The organism is Billgrantia sp. Q4P2 (assembly GCF_052806135.1).
On sequence record NZ_JBRBAI010000001.1, the window covers coordinates 530,915 to 551,210 of the forward strand.

At 60.9% G+C, this 20,296-nt stretch carries 19 protein-coding genes; 1 reads left to right on the top strand and 18 read right to left on the bottom strand.

Annotation, left to right across the window (positions count from 1 at the left end; genetic code table 11):
• Nucleotides 1–2: 2 nt before the first annotated feature.
• The 12 genes from urtB to ACUY1T_RS02525 form a co-directional block, all read right to left on the bottom strand.
• Entirely contained in the window at nt 3–1,607 is a 1,605-nt protein-coding gene (gene urtB, locus ACUY1T_RS02470; protein WP_446020130.1) for an urea ABC transporter permease subunit UrtB, read from the bottom strand.
• A gap of 31 nt (nt 1,608–1,638) precedes the next feature.
• Nucleotides 1,639–1,782: a hypothetical protein gene (locus ACUY1T_RS02475; RefSeq protein ID WP_446020131.1), complete on the bottom strand. Its 144-nt coding sequence runs from the start codon at nt 1,780–1,782 to the stop codon at nt 1,639–1,641.
• Nucleotides 1,779–3,104, bottom strand: a complete 1,326-nt coding sequence (gene urtA / locus ACUY1T_RS02480; protein ID WP_446020226.1) for an urea ABC transporter substrate-binding protein — start codon at nt 3,102–3,104, stop codon at nt 1,779–1,781. Before urtA ends, ACUY1T_RS02475 begins: the two co-directional genes overlap by 4 nt.
• A gap of 382 nt (nt 3,105–3,486) precedes the next feature.
• Nucleotides 3,487–4,995 carry a tripartite tricarboxylate transporter permease gene (locus ACUY1T_RS02485; RefSeq protein ID WP_446020132.1) on the bottom strand — a complete coding sequence of 503 codons (1,509 nt, stop codon included), beginning with the start codon at nt 4,993–4,995 and terminating at the stop codon, nt 3,487–3,489.
• Nucleotides 4,996–5,012: 17 nt separating this feature from the next.
• The gene (locus tag ACUY1T_RS02490) at nt 5,013–5,516 is read right to left on the bottom strand and encodes a tripartite tricarboxylate transporter TctB family protein (RefSeq protein ID WP_446020133.1); all 504 of its coding nucleotides are present in this window, start codon (nt 5,514–5,516) and stop codon (nt 5,013–5,015) included.
• A gap of 91 nt (nt 5,517–5,607) precedes the next feature.
• Nucleotides 5,608–6,606 (bottom strand): tripartite tricarboxylate transporter substrate binding protein, encoded by a 999-nt coding sequence (locus ACUY1T_RS02495; protein ID WP_446020134.1) that lies wholly within the window; start codon nt 6,604–6,606, stop codon nt 5,608–5,610.
• A 174-nt stretch (nt 6,607–6,780) separates the two neighbouring features.
• A complete protein-coding gene (locus tag ACUY1T_RS02500; RefSeq protein WP_446020227.1) occupies nt 6,781–7,527 on the bottom strand; it encodes a response regulator in 747 nt (248 codons plus the stop codon).
• Between the two features lie 31 nt (nt 7,528–7,558).
• A complete protein-coding gene (locus ACUY1T_RS02505) occupies nt 7,559–9,250 on the bottom strand; it encodes an ATP-binding protein (RefSeq protein ID WP_446020135.1) in 1,692 nt (563 codons plus the stop codon).
• An 80-nt stretch (nt 9,251–9,330) separates the two neighbouring features.
• The gene (locus tag ACUY1T_RS02510) at nt 9,331–9,768 is read right to left on the bottom strand and encodes a septal ring lytic transglycosylase RlpA family protein (RefSeq protein ID WP_446020136.1); all 438 of its coding nucleotides are present in this window, start codon (nt 9,766–9,768) and stop codon (nt 9,331–9,333) included.
• 78 nt (nt 9,769–9,846) lie between these two features.
• On the bottom strand, nt 9,847–11,307 hold the full coding sequence (locus tag ACUY1T_RS02515; RefSeq protein ID WP_446020137.1) for a sodium-dependent transporter: 1,461 nt from the start codon (nt 11,305–11,307) through the stop codon (nt 9,847–9,849).
• A 158-nt stretch (nt 11,308–11,465) separates the two neighbouring features.
• Nucleotides 11,466–12,566: a 4-hydroxyphenylpyruvate dioxygenase gene (gene hppD / locus ACUY1T_RS02520; RefSeq protein WP_446020138.1), complete on the bottom strand. Its 1,101-nt coding sequence runs from the start codon at nt 12,564–12,566 to the stop codon at nt 11,466–11,468.
• A gap of 260 nt (nt 12,567–12,826) precedes the next feature.
• Nucleotides 12,827–13,435 (bottom strand): LysE/ArgO family amino acid transporter, encoded by a 609-nt coding sequence (locus ACUY1T_RS02525; RefSeq protein ID WP_446020139.1) that lies wholly within the window; start codon nt 13,433–13,435, stop codon nt 12,827–12,829.
• A 94-nt stretch (nt 13,436–13,529) separates the two neighbouring features.
• On the opposite strand from ACUY1T_RS02525, the gene ACUY1T_RS02530 reads away from it, so the two are divergent.
• Nucleotides 13,530–14,462: a LysR family transcriptional regulator ArgP gene (locus ACUY1T_RS02530; protein ID WP_446020140.1), complete on the top strand. Its 933-nt coding sequence runs from the start codon at nt 13,530–13,532 to the stop codon at nt 14,460–14,462.
• Between the two features lie 21 nt (nt 14,463–14,483).
• On the opposite strand, the gene ACUY1T_RS02535 is transcribed toward ACUY1T_RS02530, so the two are convergent.
• The 6 genes from ACUY1T_RS02535 to ACUY1T_RS02560 all read right to left on the bottom strand — a co-directional run bounded on the left by ACUY1T_RS02535 (nt 14,484) and on the right by ACUY1T_RS02560 (nt 20,295).
• Complete coding sequence (locus tag ACUY1T_RS02535) at nt 14,484–14,789, bottom strand: MTH1187 family thiamine-binding protein (RefSeq protein ID WP_446020141.1); 306 nt, start codon at nt 14,787–14,789, stop codon at nt 14,484–14,486.
• Nucleotides 14,790–14,921: 132 nt separating this feature from the next.
• Nucleotides 14,922–15,695, bottom strand: a complete 774-nt coding sequence (locus ACUY1T_RS02540; protein WP_446020142.1) for a hypothetical protein — start codon at nt 15,693–15,695, stop codon at nt 14,922–14,924.
• 15 nt (nt 15,696–15,710) lie between these two features.
• Nucleotides 15,711–16,496 carry a hypothetical protein gene (locus ACUY1T_RS02545; protein WP_446020143.1) on the bottom strand — a complete coding sequence of 262 codons (786 nt, stop codon included), beginning with the start codon at nt 16,494–16,496 and terminating at the stop codon, nt 15,711–15,713.
• Between the two features lie 199 nt (nt 16,497–16,695).
• Complete coding sequence (locus ACUY1T_RS02550) at nt 16,696–17,469, bottom strand: hypothetical protein (RefSeq protein WP_446020144.1); 774 nt, start codon at nt 17,467–17,469, stop codon at nt 16,696–16,698.
• A gap of 26 nt (nt 17,470–17,495) precedes the next feature.
• Nucleotides 17,496–18,866: a hypothetical protein gene (locus tag ACUY1T_RS02555; protein WP_446020145.1), complete on the bottom strand. Its 1,371-nt coding sequence runs from the start codon at nt 18,864–18,866 to the stop codon at nt 17,496–17,498.
• Nucleotides 18,859–20,295 carry a DUF4123 domain-containing protein gene (locus ACUY1T_RS02560; protein WP_446020146.1) on the bottom strand — a complete coding sequence of 479 codons (1,437 nt, stop codon included), beginning with the start codon at nt 20,293–20,295 and terminating at the stop codon, nt 18,859–18,861. Before ACUY1T_RS02560 ends, ACUY1T_RS02555 begins: the two co-directional genes overlap by 8 nt.
• Between the last annotated feature and the right edge of the window lies 1 nt (nt 20,296).

Below are 20,296 nucleotides of genomic sequence, written 5' to 3' on the forward strand. Positions count from 1 at the left end.
TATCAGCCCTCCGCCGCCCGGCCCTTCTGCGGGAAGAGTCCGCGGGGGCGCTTCTGAATGAACAGGATGATGAATACCAGCACGATGATCTTGGCCATCACGGCACCGGCCCAGGGCTCCAGCACCTGGTTGATCACGCCCAGCGAAAGCCCCGCCACCAAAGTGCCCCACAGGTTCCCTACCCCGCCGAACACCACCACCATGAAGGAGTCGATGATGTAGTTCTGGCCCAGGTTGGGGCCTACGTTGGTAAGCTGGGAAAGCGCCACGCCGGCCAGTCCCGCCACCCCGGAGCCCAGGGCGAAGGTCAGGATGTCGACCCGCGTGGCGCGGATGCCCATGGAGCGCGCCATGGCGCGATTCTGCGTTACCGCGCGCACCTCGAGGCCGAGTCGGGTGCGGCGCATGACCAGCATCAGCGCGGCGAACACCACCAGGGCGAAGCCAAGTACCACCATACGGTTGAGCGTGAGAGAGAGCGCATCGTTGATGGCAATCGAGCCGCTCATCCACTCCGGCGTGATTACGGTGCGGTTGAGTGGCGAGATCATGGTGCGTACCAGCTGCTGAAGGATCAGGCTGATGCCGAAGGTGGCCAGCAGGGTCTCCAGCGGACGCCCCTTGAGGAACTGGATGACACCACGCTCGATGGCGATACCCGCCAATGCCGCGACGAGGAAACCGGCGGGTATCGCCAGGATCAGTGCCAGCCCCGGCTGGCCGGGCAACAGTTGCTGCATGGCCCAGGTGGTGTAGGCGCCGAGCATGATCAGCTCGCCGTGAGCCATGTTGATCACCCCCATCACACCGAAGGTGATGGCCAGGCCGATAGCCGCCAGCACCAGCACCGAGCCCAGCGACAGGCCGAAATAGAGCGTCTCGACCGCGCGGTTGACTTTCAGCATCTGCTCGATGCCGTTCAAGGCGTCTCTGGCCGCATCGCCCAGCACGGGATCGTCGCTGTTGAGTACCCGATTGAGAGCGACCCGCACCCGGGGGTGCAGGCTGCCGCGCAATTCCTCGACCGCTTCGACCTCACCCTGCTCGAGCCGATGAATGGCAAGAGCCTGGACCAGGCGCTCGCGCACCCTCGCATCCTGCTCTTCCTCGATCACCTCGGCCAGCGGTCCGGCCAGGTCGGCATCGACTTCACCCAGCAGCCGCTCGGCGGAGGCCCGCCGCAGCCCGACGTCGGCGGCATACAGATCGACCACGGCGATGGCACTGCGCAGCTGGTTGCGCAGGGCATTGTTGATGCCGATGCGGCCCAGCTCGCGGCGCGACATCTCGCCCAGCGCCTCGCCGGTCAGGGCGTTCTCGACCGGCCATTGGCGGCCTGAATTATCGAGCACTACCACGAAGCGGCCATCATCGGTGCGCTGCAGGCGCCCGTCGAGCAACGCCTGGAGCCAGTCGCGGGCGCGAGGGTCGTCGCTGCGCACGATCGCCTCGATGGCCTCGCCCTTGGCGGGAAAGGACGATACGTCCAAGGCTTCGAGCAGCGCCATTGCCGCGCTATCGTCGTTGGATGTCCCTGCATCCTGGGCTGAAGCGGGAGTGGCCAGCGTGAGGCCGAGCGCGAGCGTAAGGGCAAGAAAGAGAACCATCAACCACGCGCCTATCGTCGTGGACGCACGGTCACCATTGGGGGCAGCGCTGCCGGCCCTCGCCCTGGCCGCCGCTGGCCCGGGCATGGGGGGATATCTCATCGGAGCGTTCCTCGGTATCGGTAGAGAAGGCGTGCTCCCCCGCCGCCTCATGGCAGCGGGGGATGGGTCTCACTCGGCCAGTGCCGCTTCGGCCTCTTCCGCGGCGGTACTGCCACCGCAGCGGCCGTTGGCCACGTTGAAGTTGCCGCACCCCATGGGCTTGCGCCAGTCAGCGATCAGGTCACGCGAGCCCGGCAGGTAGTCGGACCACGCATCGCCGGCCACGGTGGAAGGCGTCTGCCACACGATGTCGAACTGGCCGTTGTCCTGTACCTCGCCGATCAGCACCGGCTTGGTGATGTGGTGGTTGGGCATCATCGCCGCATAACCACCGCTCAGGTTGGGCACGGTCACGCCGATGATGGCGTCCTTGACCGCATCGACCTCGGTGGTACCGGCCTTGCGCACCGCCTCGGCCCACATGTTGAAGCCAATGTAATGGGCTTCCATGGGGTCGTTGGTCACCGACTCCTCGTCGCCGGTATAGTCGATCCAGGCATCGATGAAGTCGTAGTTGGCGTCGGTGTCGACGCTCATGAAGTAGTTCCACGCCGCCAGGTGGCCGACCAGCGGGCCGGTGTCGATACCGGAGAGTTCCTGCTCACCCACCGAGAAGGCGATGACCGGGATGTCGGCGGCATCGATGCCCTGGTTGGCCAGTTCACGATAGAACGGCACGTTGGCGTCGCCGTTGATGGTCGAGACCACTGCCGTCTTCTTGCCTTCACTGCCGAAGCGGCGCACCTCGGCGACGATGTTCTGCCAGTCGGAGTGACCGAACGGCGTGTAGTTGATCAGGATGTCGTCGTCGGCGAGGCCGTGCTCTTCCTTGAGGAAGGCTTCGAGGATGCGGTTGGTGGTACGTGGGTAGACATAGTCGGTGCCGAGCAGCGCGAAGCGCTCCACGCCCACCTCGTTGATCAGGTATTCCACCGCCGGGATTGCTTGCTGGTTGGGCGCGGCACCGGTATAGAAGACGTTCTCGGAGGACTCCTCACCCTCGTACTGCACCGGGTAGAACAGCAGGCCGTTGAGCTCTTCGAATACCGGCAGCACCGCCTTGCGCGACACCGAGGTCCAGTTGCCGAAGACCACGTCCACCTCATGCTGCTCGAGCAGCTCACGGGCACGTTCGGCGAACAGCGGCCAGTTGGAGGCCGGATCCACCACTACCGCCTCGAGCTGACGCCCAAGCAGGCCGCCCTGCTCGTTCTGCTGCTCGATGAGCATCTCCACGGTGTCCTTGAGGGTGGATTCGCTGATCGCCATGGTGCCGGAGAGAGAATGCAGGATACCGACCTTGATGGGGTCTTCCTGGGCCAGCGCCTGGCTGGCCGCACCGAGGGCGACCGCCGAGATCAGCGCGGCGGCCCCGGAGCGAAGCGGAGAAGACATGGGACGAAGCGGAAAAGGCATGATGCGACGGGAAGCGTTCACTCGAACCTCCTTGCGCCCTCCTGCGGGAGGGACTTGTTGTGAAGGTCATGCACGACCGACTTGGCCGCGCAGCACTAGGCTCCCTGACGCTGCAAAGCTTGCGCCATCATGCGGCGAAATCCGAAGAACTCTTTACATACAATCGATTACGGTAAATTTACCAGCAGCAACATGCATCCTGGTGCACTGCTGCCGTGCAAATAAAAAGCGCAGCTTGCGCCGGAAAAGACCGCCTGCGCCACCAGGTCGCACCATGCCGGTGCGTCCTACCATGCCTACAAACGCGAGCAGGGGCGTCGATCGCTCGACGCCCCTGCAAACCGATGGATGAAGGAGAGGCTCAGCCGCTCAGCTTGGTCAACCTACGACGCTTGGTCAGCCCGCGCTTGGCAAACGGCAACAGCAACGACAGCGCTGCAATGATCAGCAGCCACATGGAAATCGGCTTGTCGACGAAGATCATCCAGTCACCGCCGGAGATCTGCAAGGCACGCCGCATCGACTCCTCCATGATCGCCCCCAGGATCAGCGCCAGGATCAGCGGCGCCGTGGGGAAGCCGAACAGCCGCATGCCAAGCCCCAGCAGGCCGAAACCCAACAGCAACATCAGGTCGAAGACGCTGAAGCTCATGCCGTAGACCCCCACCATGCAGAAGATCAGGATCAGCGACAGCAGCATCGGCCTTGGCATGTCGAGGATCTTGGCGATCAGCGGAATCAGCGGCAGGTTGAGGACCAGCAGGAAGATGTTGCCGATGTACATGCTGGCGATCACGCCCCAGAACACGTCCGGGCGCTGTTCGAGCATCATCGGCCCAGGTGACACGCCCATGATCAGCAGCGCCCCAAGCAGCACCGCGGTGGTGCCTGAGCCCGGCACGCCAAGCGTCAACAACGGTACGAAGGAGCCGGTACAGGCGGCATTGTTGGCCGCTTCCGGGGCGGCCACACCCTTGATGTTGCCCTTGCCGAAGGTATCGCCGTCCTTCGCCAGGCGCTTCTCCATGCTGTAGCCGAGGAACGAACCGATGGTTGCACCGGCCCCCGGCAATACACCGGTGAAGAAACCCAGCAGCGAGCTACGCGCGATGGGCGGAGCGATCTCGCGCACCTCCTGCCGGGTGAGCTTGAGCGAGCCGATGGCACGGCGCGGCGGTTCCTTGCCGCCACCGCCGCGCAGCAGGATGTAGAACACCTCGGCCAGGGCGAAGATGCCCAATGCCACCACCAGGAAGTCGATACCGTCGAGCAGGTGGGCAGAGCCGAAGGTGTAGCGCTCGGTGCCGGTCTGCAGGTCGATACCCATGATCGATATCATCACCCCGAGCACGGCGGCAACCAGGCCCTTGACCAGCGACTTGTCGGAAAGCGACACCACGGCCGTCAGGCCCAGCACCATCAGCGAGAAGTATTCGGCCGGGCCGAAGCTCACCGCCACCTTGCCCAGCAGCGGGGCCACCATCATCAGGAACACGATGGAGATGGTGCCACCGATGAAGGAAGCGTAGGCAGCAATGGCGAGCGCCTTGCCCGCCATGCCCTGCTTGGCCATCGGATAGCCATCGAACGAGGTGGCTACGGTGCCTGCCACGCCGGGTGCATTGAGCAGGATCGACGAGGTGGAGCCACCGAAGATGGCGCCATAGTAGACCCCGGCCATCAGAATCAGGCCGGAAGAGGGATCCATGGCGAAGGTAATCGGGATCATCAGCGCCAGGGCGCTGATCGGCCCGAGACCGGGCAGCATGCCGATGATGGTACCGGCGAACACGCCAAAAAAGACGTAGGCAATGTTCATCGGCTCCAGCGCGATGCCGAAGCCGTACATCAGATTGTTCAAGGACTCCATGGCGGTCTCCGGGCCAGTCAGATTGGCAGCAGGCCGGTGGGCAGATAGACGCCCATGGCACGGGTTAAGGTCAGGTACAAGGTCAGCACCACGCCCAGCGCAACCGCCAGGTTGACGACATGACGCTTATAGCCGTAATACCAGCTCAGGCCGAAGCCAAGCCCGGTGGAGGCCAGTACGAAGCCAAGAGGCACCAGCAGGAAGGCATAGGCGACGATGGCCAGCGACGTCACGACGACGCGTGACCAAGGGCGCAGCAGCAGAGGCTGGCCATCGCTCACCTGTGCCGATTCCGCCGCGGCATCGGCCACTTCGTCATCGCTGACTGCTGCAGCCGGGCGCTCGAAGAACAGCAAGGCGGCCAGTCCCAACAGAGTGAAACCCAGCACCTTGGGAAAGAGATCGGAGTCCACCGGGCGCGGCAGCGGGAACGAAGGGATCTGCCACGCCATCCACAGGTAGACGACAGCGAATACGGCCAGGATCAGAGCCAGCCACTGGTTGGTATTGAGTCGTGTCATGGGGTAAACCTCGAGCCGAACGGCTCAGGTAATGCATGATGAACCGGCAAGGGTCCCGTTGCAGGCCCCTTGCCGACGCTCTTGCGTGCGCTTACTGGCCGAGCAGGCCGAGGTCGCCCAGCACTTCGCTGAACTGCACCTTCTGTGCATCGAGGAAATCACCGAACTCCTCGCTGTCCTGATAGGCGTCGAGCCAACCAAGCTGATCGCGAGCCTGCTGCCAGCCATCCGTCTCGAGCATCTGGGCGAACAGCTCCTCGTAGTAGGCCACGGCCTCGGCGGGCATGTCCGGTGCACCCATCACGCCACGCCAGATGTCGAAGGTGTAGTCGATACCCTGCTCCTGGTAGGTGGGTACCTCGGCCAGGACACCGCCCATGCGCTCGGGGGCGGAAACACCCAGGGCGCGGACCTGGCTGCCTTCGCCGAGCTGGCCGGAGGCTTCACCGGCACCGGTGATCACTGCCTCGACATGGCCGCCCATCAGGCTGGTCATTGCCTCGCCGCCGCCGGAGAACGGCACGTAGTTGACTTCCGACGCATTCAGCCCGGCTGCCGACGCCAAGCCGGCGATGGAGATGTGATCCATGGAGCCGGGCGCACTGCCGCCGCCGATGCTGAGATTGGGCCTCTCCTCGATGGCGGCGAAGAGTTCGTTGAGATCGCTGTAGGGGGAGTCGTCGCGTACCAGCACGATGGAATAATCGGTGATCAGGCGCGCGATCGGCGTGAAGTCGGTGTGGTCGTGACGCGAAGTACCCGCCAGCGGCACCAGGATGATCGGCGGGCTGGTCGCGAACAGCTTGTGCGGGTTGCCGCTGTCGCGAGCGATCTGCGCCCAAGCCACGGCACCGCCGCCGCCCGGCACGTTGATGGCGGCGAAGTTCTGGTCAGCCAGCCCTTCCTCCTGGATGACGCGGGAGGTCGTGCGCACCAGGGTGTCCCAGCCGCCGCCCGGGTTGGCCGGGGCAATGAACTCGATGGAACGGGTGGGCGTCCAGTCCTGGGCCTGAGCCAGGGTGGCCAGGCTGGCAGCAGCCAACGGCAGGGCCAGCAGGGTCAGGTGCTTGACGGGAAACTTGGCAGTCATGGCGTTCTCCGGTTGTCGGATAATTATTGTGTCACCGCCCGAGGGCGTACACCTCGAACGTTAGAGGAGTCTTCACAACATAGACAAGTTTCTGAACATAAACGACAAAGTGTTCTTTGTGAGCATTTTGTCCATTGTGCTCACGGCCGTTTTGCAACTCTCAGCCCTCCTCTCTCACCCCTCTTCGCACCAGGGCGACGCGTCTCCCGCCAGCCGGTAGCGCCGTTCGGGCCGCCCGACGTCACCATAGCCCAGCTCGGCGCCCACGACCTGCACCGAGACCAGGAACTCCAGGTAACGCCGCGCGGTCGAGCGACTGGCCCCCATGGCACGAGCGACCTCCATGGCCGCCAAGGGCTTTCCGGCGCTGTCCAATGCCGCCACCACCGCACGCAGCGTCAAACGATCGATGCCCTTGGGCAGGCTGCGCGCACCGCTACTCGCCCCAGCTTCCGGTCGCAGCCGGGCCAGTACCCGGTCGAGTTCCTCCTGGTTGAGTTCGCTGCGCGCTGCCAGCGCTACGCGTTCTCGCCGGAAACGCGCCAGCATCTGAGCCATTCGGGCGGCCTCGACGGGCTTGATCAGGTAATCGAAGATACCGCCGCGCAGCGCCTCGGAAATGGTATCCACCTCGCGCGCCGCCGTGATCATGACGATATCGACGTGGACGTGATCGCGGCGCAGCGCCCACAGCAGCTCGAGGCCCTCGACATCCGGCAGATAGGCGTCAAGCAGCACCATATGGACGTCGTTGGCATGGCGCACCATCAGCTCGCGCGCCTCGGCGCCGTTGCGGGCCATGCCCACCACCCGAAACCCCTGGCTTTGCTCGATGAAGGCGCGGTGGATCTCGGCAATCCGAAAGTCGTCCTCGACGATCAGGATGCCGTACTCGTCAGGCATCTGGCCTGGTTCGTACATCACTTTCCCTCATGGCGTATTGGTATTGTCGTTATGTTTCACCGCTTTCGACCGACTGACTCTCGCGGCACAGCGAGCGGTCGAGCACCACCGTGAAGCAGGCGCCGCCCAGTTCACTCTCCTCGAGGGTGATGGCTCCACCGTGCTCACGGCACAGCCGACTGACCAGCGCCAGGCCGATACCGCGATGCTTGCCGGGCTTGGTCGAGAAGCCCTCATCGAAGATCGCCCCGACATTCTCCGGCGGCACACCAGGACCATTGTCCTCCACCTCGATCAACAGCTGCTCGCCAAGATCGGTGAAGAACAGGCGAACCTGCCCTTTTTCCCCCCGTTCTCGCACCGCATGGCAGGCATTGTCGATCAGGTTGCCGAGCACCGTCATCACGACCTCCTGGCCGGCCAGGGTCAGCGGCGAAGAGAGAGAACTCTGCTCGTCGATCTCGAGATTCACGTTGAGTTCTCGCGCCCGGGTCAGCTTGCCGAGTAGCGTGCCACTGACCACGGGGTCGACCACGTGCTTCATCAGGAACGTCATCTGCGCCTGCTGGCGCTCGCTCTCCTGGTGGATCAAGGCCAAGGCATCCTCGATCCTGTCGAGCTGGAGCATTCCCGAGATGGTATAGAGCTTGTTGGAGTACTCGTGGGCCTGGGCGCGCAGCATGTCCACGTCGCGGCTGGCGGCACTCAGGGCGTTGGACAGATCGACGATTTCCCGACGGCTGCGAAACGTTGCAACCGCACCCTCTATCGTGCCGGCATCGAGAATAGGCACACGATTGACGACGATGGGATGGTCGCCGAGCCACATTTCCTGATCGAACTGGCGTTCACCACGCTCGAGCACTTCGAACAGGCGCGAGTTGGGCACGACTTCCTGGATCGGCCGCCCCAGCACCTCCTCGGCCGGCGGCAGGCCAAGGAAGCGTCGCGCCTGCTGGTTGACCAGCGTGATCAGCCCCTCGCGATTCACCGCCAGAATACCCTCGTGGATCGACTGCAGGATGGCCTCCTTCTCCATCGCCAGACGCGCGATCTCGTAGGGCTCGAGGCCGAGGATCACCTTCTTCAGATGGCGCGAGAGCAAATAGGCCCCGGCGAAGCCGAGCACGATCATCAGCGCCACCAGCCACCAGCCCAGGCTGGTGTGCTCGATCACGTCCAGCGCCACCCGGTCGAGCATGAAGCCCACCGAGACGATGCCGATGACGTTGCCCTCGGCGTCGAATACCGGGGTCTTGCCGCGCACCGCCTCGCCCAGCGAGCCAGTGGCCTCGGAAACGTAGGATTCGCCATGCAGCAGCGCCCGCTCGTTATCGCCGCCGACCATCGGCTTGCCCAGCCGTTCCGGCAGCGGGTGGGAATAGCGCAGGCTCTCGGTATTGCCGACCACCACGTAGCGCGCCCCCGTCTCGCGGCGAATGCGCTCGGCAATGGGCTGGATCGTGGCGCTGGGGTCGGGGTCGTCGAAGGCCGCAATCAGTTCCGGGATGCTGGCCACGCTGAGTGCCACGGCCAGCGCCCGCTCCCCCATCTGATGGCTGATGATCTCGGCCTTGCGATGATTGAGGTAGGCGCCCTGGGCCAACAACATGCCGGCCAGCAGCAGGCCGACCAGCAGCATCACCTGCAGGCGGAAGCTGCGCGTGAGCCAACCGCGCCGCGAACGACCGCGGCGCAGGCGCTGAAGCTCGGCAATGGATTCGCTGCGGGGGGAAGACATGGGCTTACGCTCGGCGCTGGCGATGCCTCATTGTCGCATGGCTGGCAGTCGTAGACACGCATGAGGCACGGCCAGCTGCCTCATTCAGGCGTTAGCCGCACGTTCACCACGCCCTGCCCGACCATGTCGAGCTCTTCGGCGGCACGCCGCGAGAGATCGATGACACGGCCGCGAATGAAGGGGCCACGATCGTTGACGCGCACCACCGTCTCGCGGCCGTTGTCCAGCCGGGTGACACGCACCCGGGTTCCGAATGGCAGGCTGCGATGAGCCGCCGTAAGCGCATTGCGGTCATGCGCTTCGCCACTGGCGGTACGGCGGCCATGATAGCGATCGGCATAGAAGGAGGCCTGCCCCTGCTCGCCGTTCCAGCCCGAAGGGGCCGATACCCGCTCGCCGCCGCGGCCCCCGTCGCGTCCGGCGCAGCCGGCAATCAAGAGCAATACCAGAAGCGTCAATGCGCCTCGCAGCACACGAGGCGCAACCGGGCCGGCATCGTAAACCTTGTGTGAGATCATCCTGTCGTCTCGATGAAACGTCCCAAGCGGACCCGACCCGACATTAACGGCTTGCCCCAGCCTGGGCAAGCCGATCGCTCAGCCAGCCAGCGTACGCCGCAGCCTGGGGCTCGCCCACTCCCCAACCAGCGTGACCAATGCCAACACGCCGAGCAGCCAGGGCCAGTGCGCGCCGAACTCCACGCGCGCGATACCCAGCGCATCGACGAAGATCACCAGGATGCCCAGCGGACTCACGTAGCGCACCATGAACAGCCACAGCGCATGCCAGTGCGGCGCCAGACCCAGCTCCTCGCGAAAGCTCTCGCTCTTCAATACGAAGCCGGCCAGCAAGGCCATGCCCAGGCCGCCCAGCGGCATCATCCAGCGCGAGGTGAGGTAGTCGAGCCAGTCGAAGAAGTGACGACCGGCCAACGTCCAATCGGCGCCCAGGTTGAACGACAGCATCGCCAGGGTACTCACCAGCCACAGTACGATGCCGGTGCCCCAGGCCGCGGTGCGGCGGCTGATGCCCTTGTTGTCCACCAGCCAGGAGACGGTGGCTTCGACCATGGAGATCGACGAGGTCAACGCCGCCATCGAGAGCATGACGAAGAACAGGATGCCGAACAAGGTGCCCAGCGGCATCGCCTGGAAGGCCAGCGGCAGACTCATGAACAGCAGCCCGGGCCCGCCCTCGGGGCTCATGCCATTGGCGAAGATGATGGGGAAGATCGCCAGGCCGGCCATCAACGCCACCAGGGTATCGGCCACCGCTACGGTGAAGGTGGTACGAACGATGGAGGCCCGCGCCGGCAGGTAGCTGCCGTATGTCAGGATAGCGCCCGAGGCCAGCGACAGGGTGAAGAACGCATGCCCCAGCGCAGCCAGCATGCCCTCGCTCGACAGGCTGCCGGTCTTGAACGAGAACAGGAAGCGCCATGCCTCGCCGAAGCCGCCAGAGAACACGCCGTAGCCGATCAGGATCAGCAGCATGACGACCATGCCCGGCATCATCCAGCTCACACTCTTCTCGATGCCTGCCTGCACGCCCTTCCCTACGATCAGCATGGTTGCCAGCGTCACCAGGGTGCTCCAGAAGCCCAGGTTGAGCGGGTTCTCGTTATTGGCGACGAAGATGGCCACCATGTCGTCGACGCCGGTGCCCGCCAGCCCGCCGCTCAGCATCTTCCACAGGTAGGAGAACGACCAGCCGGCCACCACCACATAGAACGACAGGATCATGAAACCTGCCAGCATCGCCATCCAGCCGAGCAGCGACCAAGCCGAGGAGCGCCCGGACTCGGTCACCACCCGGCGCACCGCGTCGATGGGGCTGCCGCGACCGCGCCGCCCGAAGGCGATTTCGGTCATCATCACCGGCACGCCCACTGCCAGGATACAAGCCAGGTAGACCAGCACGAAGGCGCCGCCGCCGTGCTCGCCGGTCATGTAGGGAAACTTCCAGATATTGCCCAGGCCGACGGCGGAACCCGTCGCCGCCAGCACGAAGCCCCAGCGGCCTAGCCACTGAGCGCGAGGTTGTTGCTCGGTCGTCATTACGTCACCAGGAAAGTCGTTGTTATGAACTGACGCAGCAATATGCCCGGCACAATACCGACAATGCAACGACAATTTCTTGTACTAGTTCACTTGAGCAGGGTTTGATCCTGCCATAGAAAAAACGGCCTCACCCTTGAGGATGAGGCCGCCGGCAATCAATCCGCCTTGAGTACCCCTCGACGGATCTGATCCTCCTCGATCGACTCGAACAGGGCCTTGAAGTTGCCCTCGCCGAAGCCGTCGTTGCCCTTGCGCTGGATGATCTCGAAAAAGATCGGGCCGATCACGGTCTCGGTGAAGATCTGCAGCAGCACACCCTCGCCTTCGCCACCATCGATCAGCAGGCTGAGTTCACGCAGATCCTCGACTTTCTCCTGATGGTTTGGGACGCGTGAATCGACCTTCTCGTAGTAGGTGTCCGGTGTGGAGAGGAAAGTGACACCGTTGCTGCGCAACGCACGTACCGTGGCGTAGATGTCGTCTGTTGCCATCGCCAGGTGCTGGATGCCCTCGCCGTTGTACTCGCGCAGGAATTCGGCGATCTGCGAGGTATCGTCGGCCGACTCGTTGATGGGAATGTGCATCTTGCCGCAGGGCCCGGTCATGGCCCGGGAGTGCAGGCCGGTCTTCTTGCCCTTGATGTCGAAGTAGCGATTCTCGCGGAAGTTGGCAATCTCGGTATAGAAATCGGCCCAGACATCCATCTGACCCCGGTCGACGTTGTGGGTCAGATGATCGAGCACCTTCAGCCCCACGCTGTTGTCGTTGCGTGCGCGGCCAGGAATCGCCTCGAAGTCGATGTCGTAGATGGTGCGCCCTTCGTTGTCGACCTTGTTGTCGACGAAGTAGAGCAGCGAGCCGCCGATGCCGCGTACGGCGGGAATGCCCACCTCACCGGGGCCAACCGGGCTCTCCATCGGCTCGGCGCCGTGGGCCACGGCGTAGTCGAAGGCCTGCTTGGCGTCGGCTACCTTCCACGCCATGGCACAGGCGCTGGGGCCGTGTACACGGGCGAACTCGGCGGCATGGCTGTTCGGCTCGGCGTTGAGCACGAAATTGACGTTCTCCTGCTGGAACAGGAAGACCTGCTTGGAGCGGTGCTTGCGGGTTTCGGTGAACCCCATGCGGTTGAACAGCGCGCGCAACTCCTCGATGCCTTCGGCGGTAGGTGCGCTGTACTCGACGAACTCAAAGCCGTTGGTACCGATGGGATTCTCTTGGCTGATCGGTGATACGGTCTTGGCAGGTGCGTTCATGGTTCCTCCAGGGGCTCATTGGCCTTGTTATGAAAGCTTGGCTTCCGAACTCGCGGAGCCAATTGCGTGCCTCCAGACTAGTGCCCTCTCTCGCCCGCCGGAACGCTCCTTTGTGGCCTCGAGTAAGGACACGAGGCACCTGCCTCTGCCCTTTTCGTAAGGAAAACCTTACAGCTGCGCAGATCGCTTGGAGTCGGACTTCCCAGTGGTTCGTCAGCGTGACACGCCGTAAAGGTAGGTTTACAACCGACATCGATTCCTTAAGGCATCATGGCGCCACTCGCCAACCTCCACGCCACCCAAGCCAGGATGAGGCCGATCGCCAAATCGATAGCCCGCCACACCCGCGGGTTGGCCAGCCGCGGGGCCAGCCAGCCGGCCGCGGCCGCCAGGCCGAAGAACCAGCCGAACGAAGCCATGGCCGCACCGATGAAGAAGCCCAGCGGGCTCGGCTGCACCGCGCCAATGGCACCCAGCAGCACCACGGTTTCAAGGTAGACCTGGGGATTGAGCAGGGTCACGGCCAGCGTCGCGGCCAGGGCAGCCTGCCACGACTGTACCCTACCGCCTCCTGCGGCCAACGCCTGCCCGGCGAAGGCCCGCCGGAACGCCAGCCACGCCTGCCAGGCCAGGAAGGCGGCCCCAGCCCAGCGTGCCGCCTCCATCAGCTCTTCCTGCTGGGCAATCAGCACACCCAGGCCAAGCACGCCGATGCCCACCAGCAACCAATCGCACAGTGCGCAGATCCCGGCCACCAGCCAGGCATGCTGACGGCGCAGGCTCTGCTGCAGTACGAAGGCGTTCTGAGCACCGATGGCAACGATCAGACCGGCGCAAATCAGTAACCCATTGAGCCATGACAACCACATGTGACTTTCTCCTTGGCGAGACGCTGTCGCCAAGGCTAAGCTCAAGCAATTAATTAATGAAATGAATAAACCGACTGGGGGATAAGAAATACTGATGCTCGATTACAAGCTGCTCGAAGCGCTGGTGGCGGTGGTCGACCAGGGCGGCTTCGAACGTGGCGCCCGCCATCTGGGCCTCACGCAGTCGGCGGTATCGCAGCGCATCAAGCTGCTTGAGGCGCGCCTGGGTCAACCGGTGCTGGTACGCAGCCCTCGTCTCGCCCCCACGACACTGGGCCGGCGCCTGCTCAACCACGCCCAGCAGGTACGCCTGCTGGAGAGCGACCTGCTCGGCGAGGTGCCCGCACTAGGCGGCAGCGAGCAGCGCCTGCGCCTGGCGATCAATGCCGACAGCCTGGCGACCTGGTGGCCGGAGGCCATCGGCCGCTTCTGCGAGCAGTACCCCGTACTGTTCGAACTGGTGGTGGAGGATCAGGAGGTGGCGCTGAAGCGCATGCGCGACGGTGACGTGGCCGGTTGCATCTGCGATTCACCGACGCCGGTACAAGGGGCGCGCAGCCACGGCCTGGGCAGCATGCGCTATCGCGCCCTTGCCAGCCCCGCCTTCATGGCTCGCTATTTCGCCGAAGGCGTGACGCCGGAAGCGTTGCGCCAGGCACCGGCCATCGTGTTCGGCCCCGACGACCGGTTGCAGCATCGCTTCCTGGCCATGTATGGCGTGGAGCCCCCCTTCCCCCACCACCTGTGCCCTTCGTCGGAAGGCTTCGTCGGCCTGGCCCTGGCAGGACTCGGCTACGGCATGGTGCCGGAGCGCCAGGCCGAGCGCGAACTCAGCGAAGGGCGACTGCAGGAGATCGATCCCGGCCCCTACCTTGCCGACGGCCGACTGATCGACCTGTCGCCGGGCCATGTGATCGACGTACCGCTCTACTGGCACCACTGGCGCCAGGGCGGCAAGATACTCGACGCCCTTACCGACCACCTGCTGCGCCTGGGCGACGCCTGGCTGGCGCCGCTGCCGACCTGAACGATGTTGCGTGATGACGGCTCAAGAGTTGCGCAGTTTGTTCTCGACGCTCGACACCTTGTCGGCCATGGACTGCTCGCGGTCAGTGCGCGTACCCAGCTTGATGGTGGTGGTGATGCGCGGTGCGCCCATCTCGTGCACCACCTCGTGGCAGCGCTTGACCACCGCCATCACCTCGTCCCACGGCCCCTCGATATTGGTGCCGTAGGCATGCATGTGGTGGGTTAGGCCCGAAGCCTCGATCACCCGCTGGCAGGCGGCGATCTGCGGCGAGACCGACACGCCCACCCCAAGCGGGACGACGCAGAGATCGATGATAACGTGCATGATGGTTATCCTCCCTTCGACAATATCCGACAAAGCGACACCCCATGGTAACGCAGGACACGCTGATCAACAGGGGCGCAGCTGGGTAACTTCCTGTGGCCAGCTCGCCAGGTCAATTCAGGATATACCCACTCACCCTTCTTGTTGCTTCAACTTCAGCGCCCGGCGAGCGATGGCAACTTCTGTTGTCATATGACGCAAAGCCATAGCCATAGCTAGTGCGACACCAGTCATGATCATGAATCTTGGTTCGAAGTTGTCCCGGTATAGCTGGCTGCGAATGAATAGCGCCGGACCGATGATTACTCCGATTGCAGCACCAAAGGTTTCAAATCTATCACGCCACTTGACCCAAGGTGCACGACCCCAGCTATGCAAATCCTTGACATTGGCAATAGGGTTATATAACAGGAAACCCACCGGATGAATTTTGAAGCGCTTCCGGAATGCCTTGGAAATCTCATCGTCGCTAACACGCCGAATTTCATAGCAATTCGTTAACTCCGAGAATATCCACAGCATAATAACAACCAGATAAGCCCACCACCCCATGCTACTAAGAGACACCCATAGAAACGCACTAACATAGAAAATCCTAAATGAACCACCCAATATTTGAAGCCAATGATAGGCCATAGGATGGCGGACTCTAAACAAGCCAATACGCAAGAGCACCACACAACCTAAACAAACAATAACCATCATAAGAAACGACCACCACCCGACCCCTACGCCAAACAAGAACAATCCAGAGAACCTTTCTACAACAAGCATCTGGAGCGGCCCCATCACAAAAACAGCCAAGAACATCCAGCAAACGTTAATCACCCATGAAACACCAGGCCTTCCGTTTACCTCAAAATCGTTATCCAAATAGATGGTTGTGCCATCGTTAGTCTTTATCACGCCACCTATATTCCTTTAGCTAGTCAACCTTTCTTGTTGCTTCAGCTTCAGTGCCCGGCGTGCGATAGCAACTTCTGTCGTCATACTTCGTACAGCCAGAGCCAAGACCAGCGCGACACATGCTATGATTAAAAATCTCGGCTCAAAATTATCACGATATAATTGACTGCGAACAAAAAGAGCAGGACCAATTATCACTAGAACCACCGCCCCGAAGGTTTCGAAGCGATCTCTCCATTTGACCCAAGATTTACGTCCGGTGTTACAAAGCTCCTTTACGCTAACCAGTGGATTGTAAAGAACATCTCCCTCAGAATGAAATCTGAAGCGCTTACGAAACGCCTTGTTTATCTCTTCATCACTGACGCGCCTCACCTCATAGGCATTATTAACTTCAGAAAAAACCCAAAGCAACACTACACAAAAATAAGCCAACCAAGAAACATTGCTTAGCAATAACCACATCAACGAGCTAACATAAAACATTCTAAATGACAAACCAGAAATTTGAACCCAATGGTATGCCATAGGGTGCCTCAATCTAAAAAAGCAAACACGAAAAAAAATCACACATGCAACACAAATAGCCACCATCGTCATTAACGACCATAACTGAATTTCTACATTTAAAAACGCAACACTCGCCAACTTCCCACTCCATATAAGAATTTGAATAGGAACCATTAAAAACAATGCCATAGTAATCCAGCTGACATTTAAAGCACCAGACAACCCGGACTTCCCATTCGATTCAAAAGCGTTATCCAAATAGATGACTGTACCATCATCAGTCTTTATCACGCCTCCTATATTCCTGATAGCTAACACCTTAGTTCACCCACCCCACGACACCCCAAGAAAAAATTTCGAACCCTAACCCAGACCCATAGCATCTTGACTAGCAAACAACAACGTGCCTGAGCAACTCAAAAACTCTACATAGGGCGAACGTTATGCGGCATCTATAAATTCATCTAGCCAGCCCCATAAAAAACTCTCGTCAGAAACTTCCTTTCCGCTTCAGCTTCATTGCCCGTCGAACAATATCAAATTCCGTCGTCATACGATGTGCTGCAATGGCACTGATCAGGAGCACCCCCGCCACAATCATGTATCTAGGCTCGAAGTTATCTCGATAAAGTTGACTTCGGATAATTAACGCAGGTCCAATGATGACAAGAACCCCGGCCCCCAATGCCTCAATCCGACCTCTCCACTTTTCTCCGACTTTACGATTACGCCTATGCACATTCTTAATATTGACCAAGGGATCATACAGCCAGTACCCATTTGGATGCTTTTTGAAACGCTTACGGAAGGCGCAGATGATCTCTTCATCACTGACACGCCGGACTTCGTAATAATTCTTTAGCTCTGCCCCTCCCCATAGTGCAATAACAAGAAAATAAACCCACACAGAGATGCCAGTCAAGGATAACCATAACAATGCGCCCATGTAGTATATTCTGAATGAACAAAACAACATTTGCCCCCAGTGGTAAGTCATAGGATGCCGCGTCCGGAAGAAATGTATTCTCATAAACACTACGCAGCTAATACATAGAATCACCTCAACATAAAAAACCCACCACGGAATCCGAAGGCTGAGAAGATAGTCACTGGAAAAACCTTGCCATACAATTACAAAGAGAGGAGCCAAAATGCACATGACCAGCGCTATCCAGCACACATTCAATGCACCAGAAAACCCTGCCTTCCCCTTATTGGAAAAGTCATTATCCAAGTAAATATAAGCACCATCAAAAGCAGTCATCTCACTTCCCGACAATTCATTAATCGCTATTCACGGTATCTTAAAAACTCTTCGAGACCAGCCTCAGTTTCCCTTGCAAGTTCCTGAACCTTGCTCGTAAAACCAAATAGACCATCAAGACCGTCTAATGCCATTCCTACAACCAGACCAGCACCGATGCCTGCAGAGACTATTAAAAAAAGTGGTGCCCCAAAGAGTACCAGCGCTGCCGCAGTTACTGTTGCTGCTATAGTCGCAGCAGCTACCTTAGCAATATCGACGATCAGCGTACCAACCAAGTCGGCCAACTCGCGCTCGGTTGCCGGAGCGGCCAACCATTCGACGACATCAATGGTGCCAATAATGATATAAGAGATCACTGGAATGCGCCCACCGACGGAGCGCAGCGTACCCGCCCAGCCCTGCGAGTTCTGTACGGCGGTACTGATAACCGCGACCCGCGGGTTCGCCACCCCATATGCCGTGGCTGTCAGGAACTGACGCAAACCAGCGTATCCCCGGAAAGAGAGCATCATCGTGCCCTGGGCGTTGCGCCATACCTTACCGATACGCCCGTTTCCGCCAAGCCTGGCCACCTCTCGTATGAAGGCGCGATTCTCCCCCCGCCGCAACATATCGGTCAGTTCCAGGGCTAGCGGCGCCAGATTGGTACCTGTCAGGGTAAAGTCGACCGCACCATCCGTTCCATCCCTGAGCGCTTGAAGTCCCGATGCCTCGTCGATGAGCTGCAAGCCATGGGCGATGGCAATGACGAATTTTTGCAGGTGTTGCTCGGGGAGAGCATCCAGGTCGTACTCCCCCTCGGTGAAGCGAATCGCGAAATTGTTTGGTAAGGCAAAAACGTAGAGATCCTCTTGCCCGATGGGAGGATCGACATAGCCCAGCTCCCGGGCAGTATCTTCGACTTGGCGCAGCAGGGTATCCAGCGCCGCATGAGTGTCGTTGTCAGCGATGCCCAAGTCCACTCGCTGCTGGAGCGTCTCGATCTCCTGGCGATGAGTCAGCGCCCTAGGCATGTCGTAGGTTCGCAGCAGATACAACGCCCGCTCGGTTCGGGATGGGCCTGGCGGGGGCGGCGACGCCGCGTCCATGGGCTCCATGGGTCCTATGTAGACGCCAACATCCTCAGGCCGGGTACGCAGGAAACCATCGAGGTTTTCGAACAGCGTAAAGTCCCTGCTGCCAGTCGAGAGTGTGAGCGAGTTGGCAGTGCCCTCCAGACTATTGGGCAGACGGTACATCAGCCCATTCGGCAAAGGACCGGTATCGTTGCCGTTGACCGTGCACATCAACACCGGGCTGTCCGCTTCGAGCGGCAGCGCGTTGAGGAAGAGATTGCCGCGCTGGCAGGGCAACACGGGGTCGCAGACTCTCTGAGTCGTCGAAAACTCAGCCATCATGGCTCCTTATCGTTTTTCGTCCTTCGTTGTTCAATTCCTGCACGGAACGCAGCAGCAACTGGCCTTTGTTCAGTGCGTTCATGTTAGCGCCCAGCAGGTGCTTCAGGGCCGGTTCATCGGCAAGTGGTCGACCCAGCATCACACTGGCCAAGGCAAAATCGGCGACGGCACGCTCGACCTCCATACCGAAGCGCTGCGCTTCGTCGATCAAGGAGATAGCGATTCCCTGCCGCTCTTCATCGTGCTTGGCGGAGAAGTCCGAAAATCGTTCGCCCAGGTATTTATCCAGCTTCCAGGCGAAGTCTTGTTTTCTGACCTGGACGAATGCCTCTCGCTCCTGCTCGGCGTACAGGAAAGGGGCTCGTGGCCGCTGGGCCGGGAGTTCTTCGCTGGGAGCGAACACCCAGGCGCACCTGCGCCGCGTACAAACCGCCAGGATGGAGAGTGGAGCCACACCGCCACACAGGAACCAATGCTGGACGCGTTCGCGGTCATGCACGATGGCTTGGTAGTAGGCCACGGCGTAGCGGCTCTCCCAGAAGCGGAAATGAAACCATCTGCCTTGGGCGTCACGCACCCGAGTAAACTTGCGGCAATGCTTCCACAGCGCTTCCAGCGTGCCGCGTGAGCGGATGAAAATGCCAGGCTCACTGTCCCACAGGTCAGAGGGAAAGCCCGAACGGGTGAAGAGCTGGCGGGTAAAATCGTGCTCTTCGGCCAGTTCGACGAGATAAGGCGCCACCGCCTTGAGTTCCTCCTCGGCCTTACCCGTGAATAGGCAGCGGAATGGGAGCCCGGACTCCTCGATACGCTCCTGCAACCACTGTCCCTTTGCCGCGTCGAGAAGAGCGAACGTTCTGACTGGCGACACCCTGGTGGTATCGCCACCCGCCAGCTCGACTTCCGCATCGGCCGGTACCGGCTGGCCGAACAGTGGCTCACGAAGCGTGTCTGGTACATGCCTCATGGGGTGGACGCCAAACTGGGCATCCAAGGGCTCCACCTCGGCAATGTCTTCAATGCCCAGCCAGGTTTCCTGGATGGGCATGCCGTATTCATCGGTACGTGTGAAATCTCCCATCTCCAGGAGATGCTCAGGGCCGACTCGGGGTGGTAGCGTCAGCGCGTCGGCATGGTAGCCATACTGGGTCATCCACTGCACGACCGGCAATACGTCCTCGTCCCAGGTAAGGACATAGTCCTGCGCCTCGAGATAGCGCGTCACCACGTCGAGGAAGCCCGCCCGTGAATTGGTCCACACGGCGGCATAGCAGGAATAATCCTTAAAGCTGGGTTCAGTAAAGGGATCGCCCCCAGAGGCTTTCTTCAACCACCGACGAAAGAAGCAGCGCCCCATCCAGGGGCCATACTCGCTTGTGGCGCCACCTCGTGGGGTCGCCTCATGGCCCCAGATCGCATGTTCCATC

What these genes read in the sequence shown, in the direction of transcription:
- urtB (WP_446020130.1), bottom strand. Translation starts at nt 1,607, where the DNA reads ATGGTTCTCTTTCTTGCCCTTACGCTCGCGCTCGGCCTCACGCTGGCC.
- urtA (WP_446020226.1), bottom strand. Translation starts at nt 3,104, where the DNA reads ATGTCTTCTCCGCTTCGCTCCGGGGCCGCCGCGCTGATCTCGGCGGTC.
- ACUY1T_RS02485 (WP_446020132.1), bottom strand. Translation starts at nt 4,995, where the DNA reads ATGGAGTCCTTGAACAATCTGATGTACGGCTTCGGCATCGCGCTGGAG.
- ACUY1T_RS02490 (WP_446020133.1), bottom strand. Translation starts at nt 5,516, where the DNA reads ATGACACGACTCAATACCAACCAGTGGCTGGCTCTGATCCTGGCCGTA.
- ACUY1T_RS02495 (WP_446020134.1), bottom strand. Translation starts at nt 6,606, where the DNA reads ATGACTGCCAAGTTTCCCGTCAAGCACCTGACCCTGCTGGCCCTGCCG.
- ACUY1T_RS02500 (WP_446020227.1), bottom strand. Translation starts at nt 7,527, where the DNA reads ATGTACGAACCAGGCCAGATGCCTGACGAGTACGGCATCCTGATCGTC.
- ACUY1T_RS02505 (WP_446020135.1), bottom strand. Translation starts at nt 9,250, where the DNA reads ATGTCTTCCCCCCGCAGCGAATCCATTGCCGAGCTTCAGCGCCTGCGC.
- ACUY1T_RS02510 (WP_446020136.1), bottom strand. Translation starts at nt 9,768, where the DNA reads ATGATCTCACACAAGGTTTACGATGCCGGCCCGGTTGCGCCTCGTGTG.
- ACUY1T_RS02515 (WP_446020137.1), bottom strand. Translation starts at nt 11,307, where the DNA reads ATGACGACCGAGCAACAACCTCGCGCTCAGTGGCTAGGCCGCTGGGGC.
- hppD (WP_446020138.1), bottom strand. Translation starts at nt 12,566, where the DNA reads ATGAACGCACCTGCCAAGACCGTATCACCGATCAGCCAAGAGAATCCC.
- ACUY1T_RS02525 (WP_446020139.1), bottom strand. Translation starts at nt 13,435, where the DNA reads ATGTGGTTGTCATGGCTCAATGGGTTACTGATTTGCGCCGGTCTGATC.
- ACUY1T_RS02530 (WP_446020140.1), top strand. Translation starts at nt 13,530, where the DNA reads ATGCTCGATTACAAGCTGCTCGAAGCGCTGGTGGCGGTGGTCGACCAG.
- ACUY1T_RS02535 (WP_446020141.1), bottom strand. Translation starts at nt 14,789, where the DNA reads ATGCACGTTATCATCGATCTCTGCGTCGTCCCGCTTGGGGTGGGCGTG.
- ACUY1T_RS02550 (WP_446020144.1), bottom strand. Translation starts at nt 17,469, where the DNA reads ATGACTGCTTTTGATGGTGCTTATATTTACTTGGATAATGACTTTTCC.
- ACUY1T_RS02555 (WP_446020145.1), bottom strand. Translation starts at nt 18,866, where the DNA reads ATGGCTGAGTTTTCGACGACTCAGAGAGTCTGCGACCCCGTGTTGCCC.
- ACUY1T_RS02560 (WP_446020146.1), bottom strand. Translation starts at nt 20,295, where the DNA reads ATGGAACATGCGATCTGGGGCCATGAGGCGACCCCACGAGGTGGCGCC.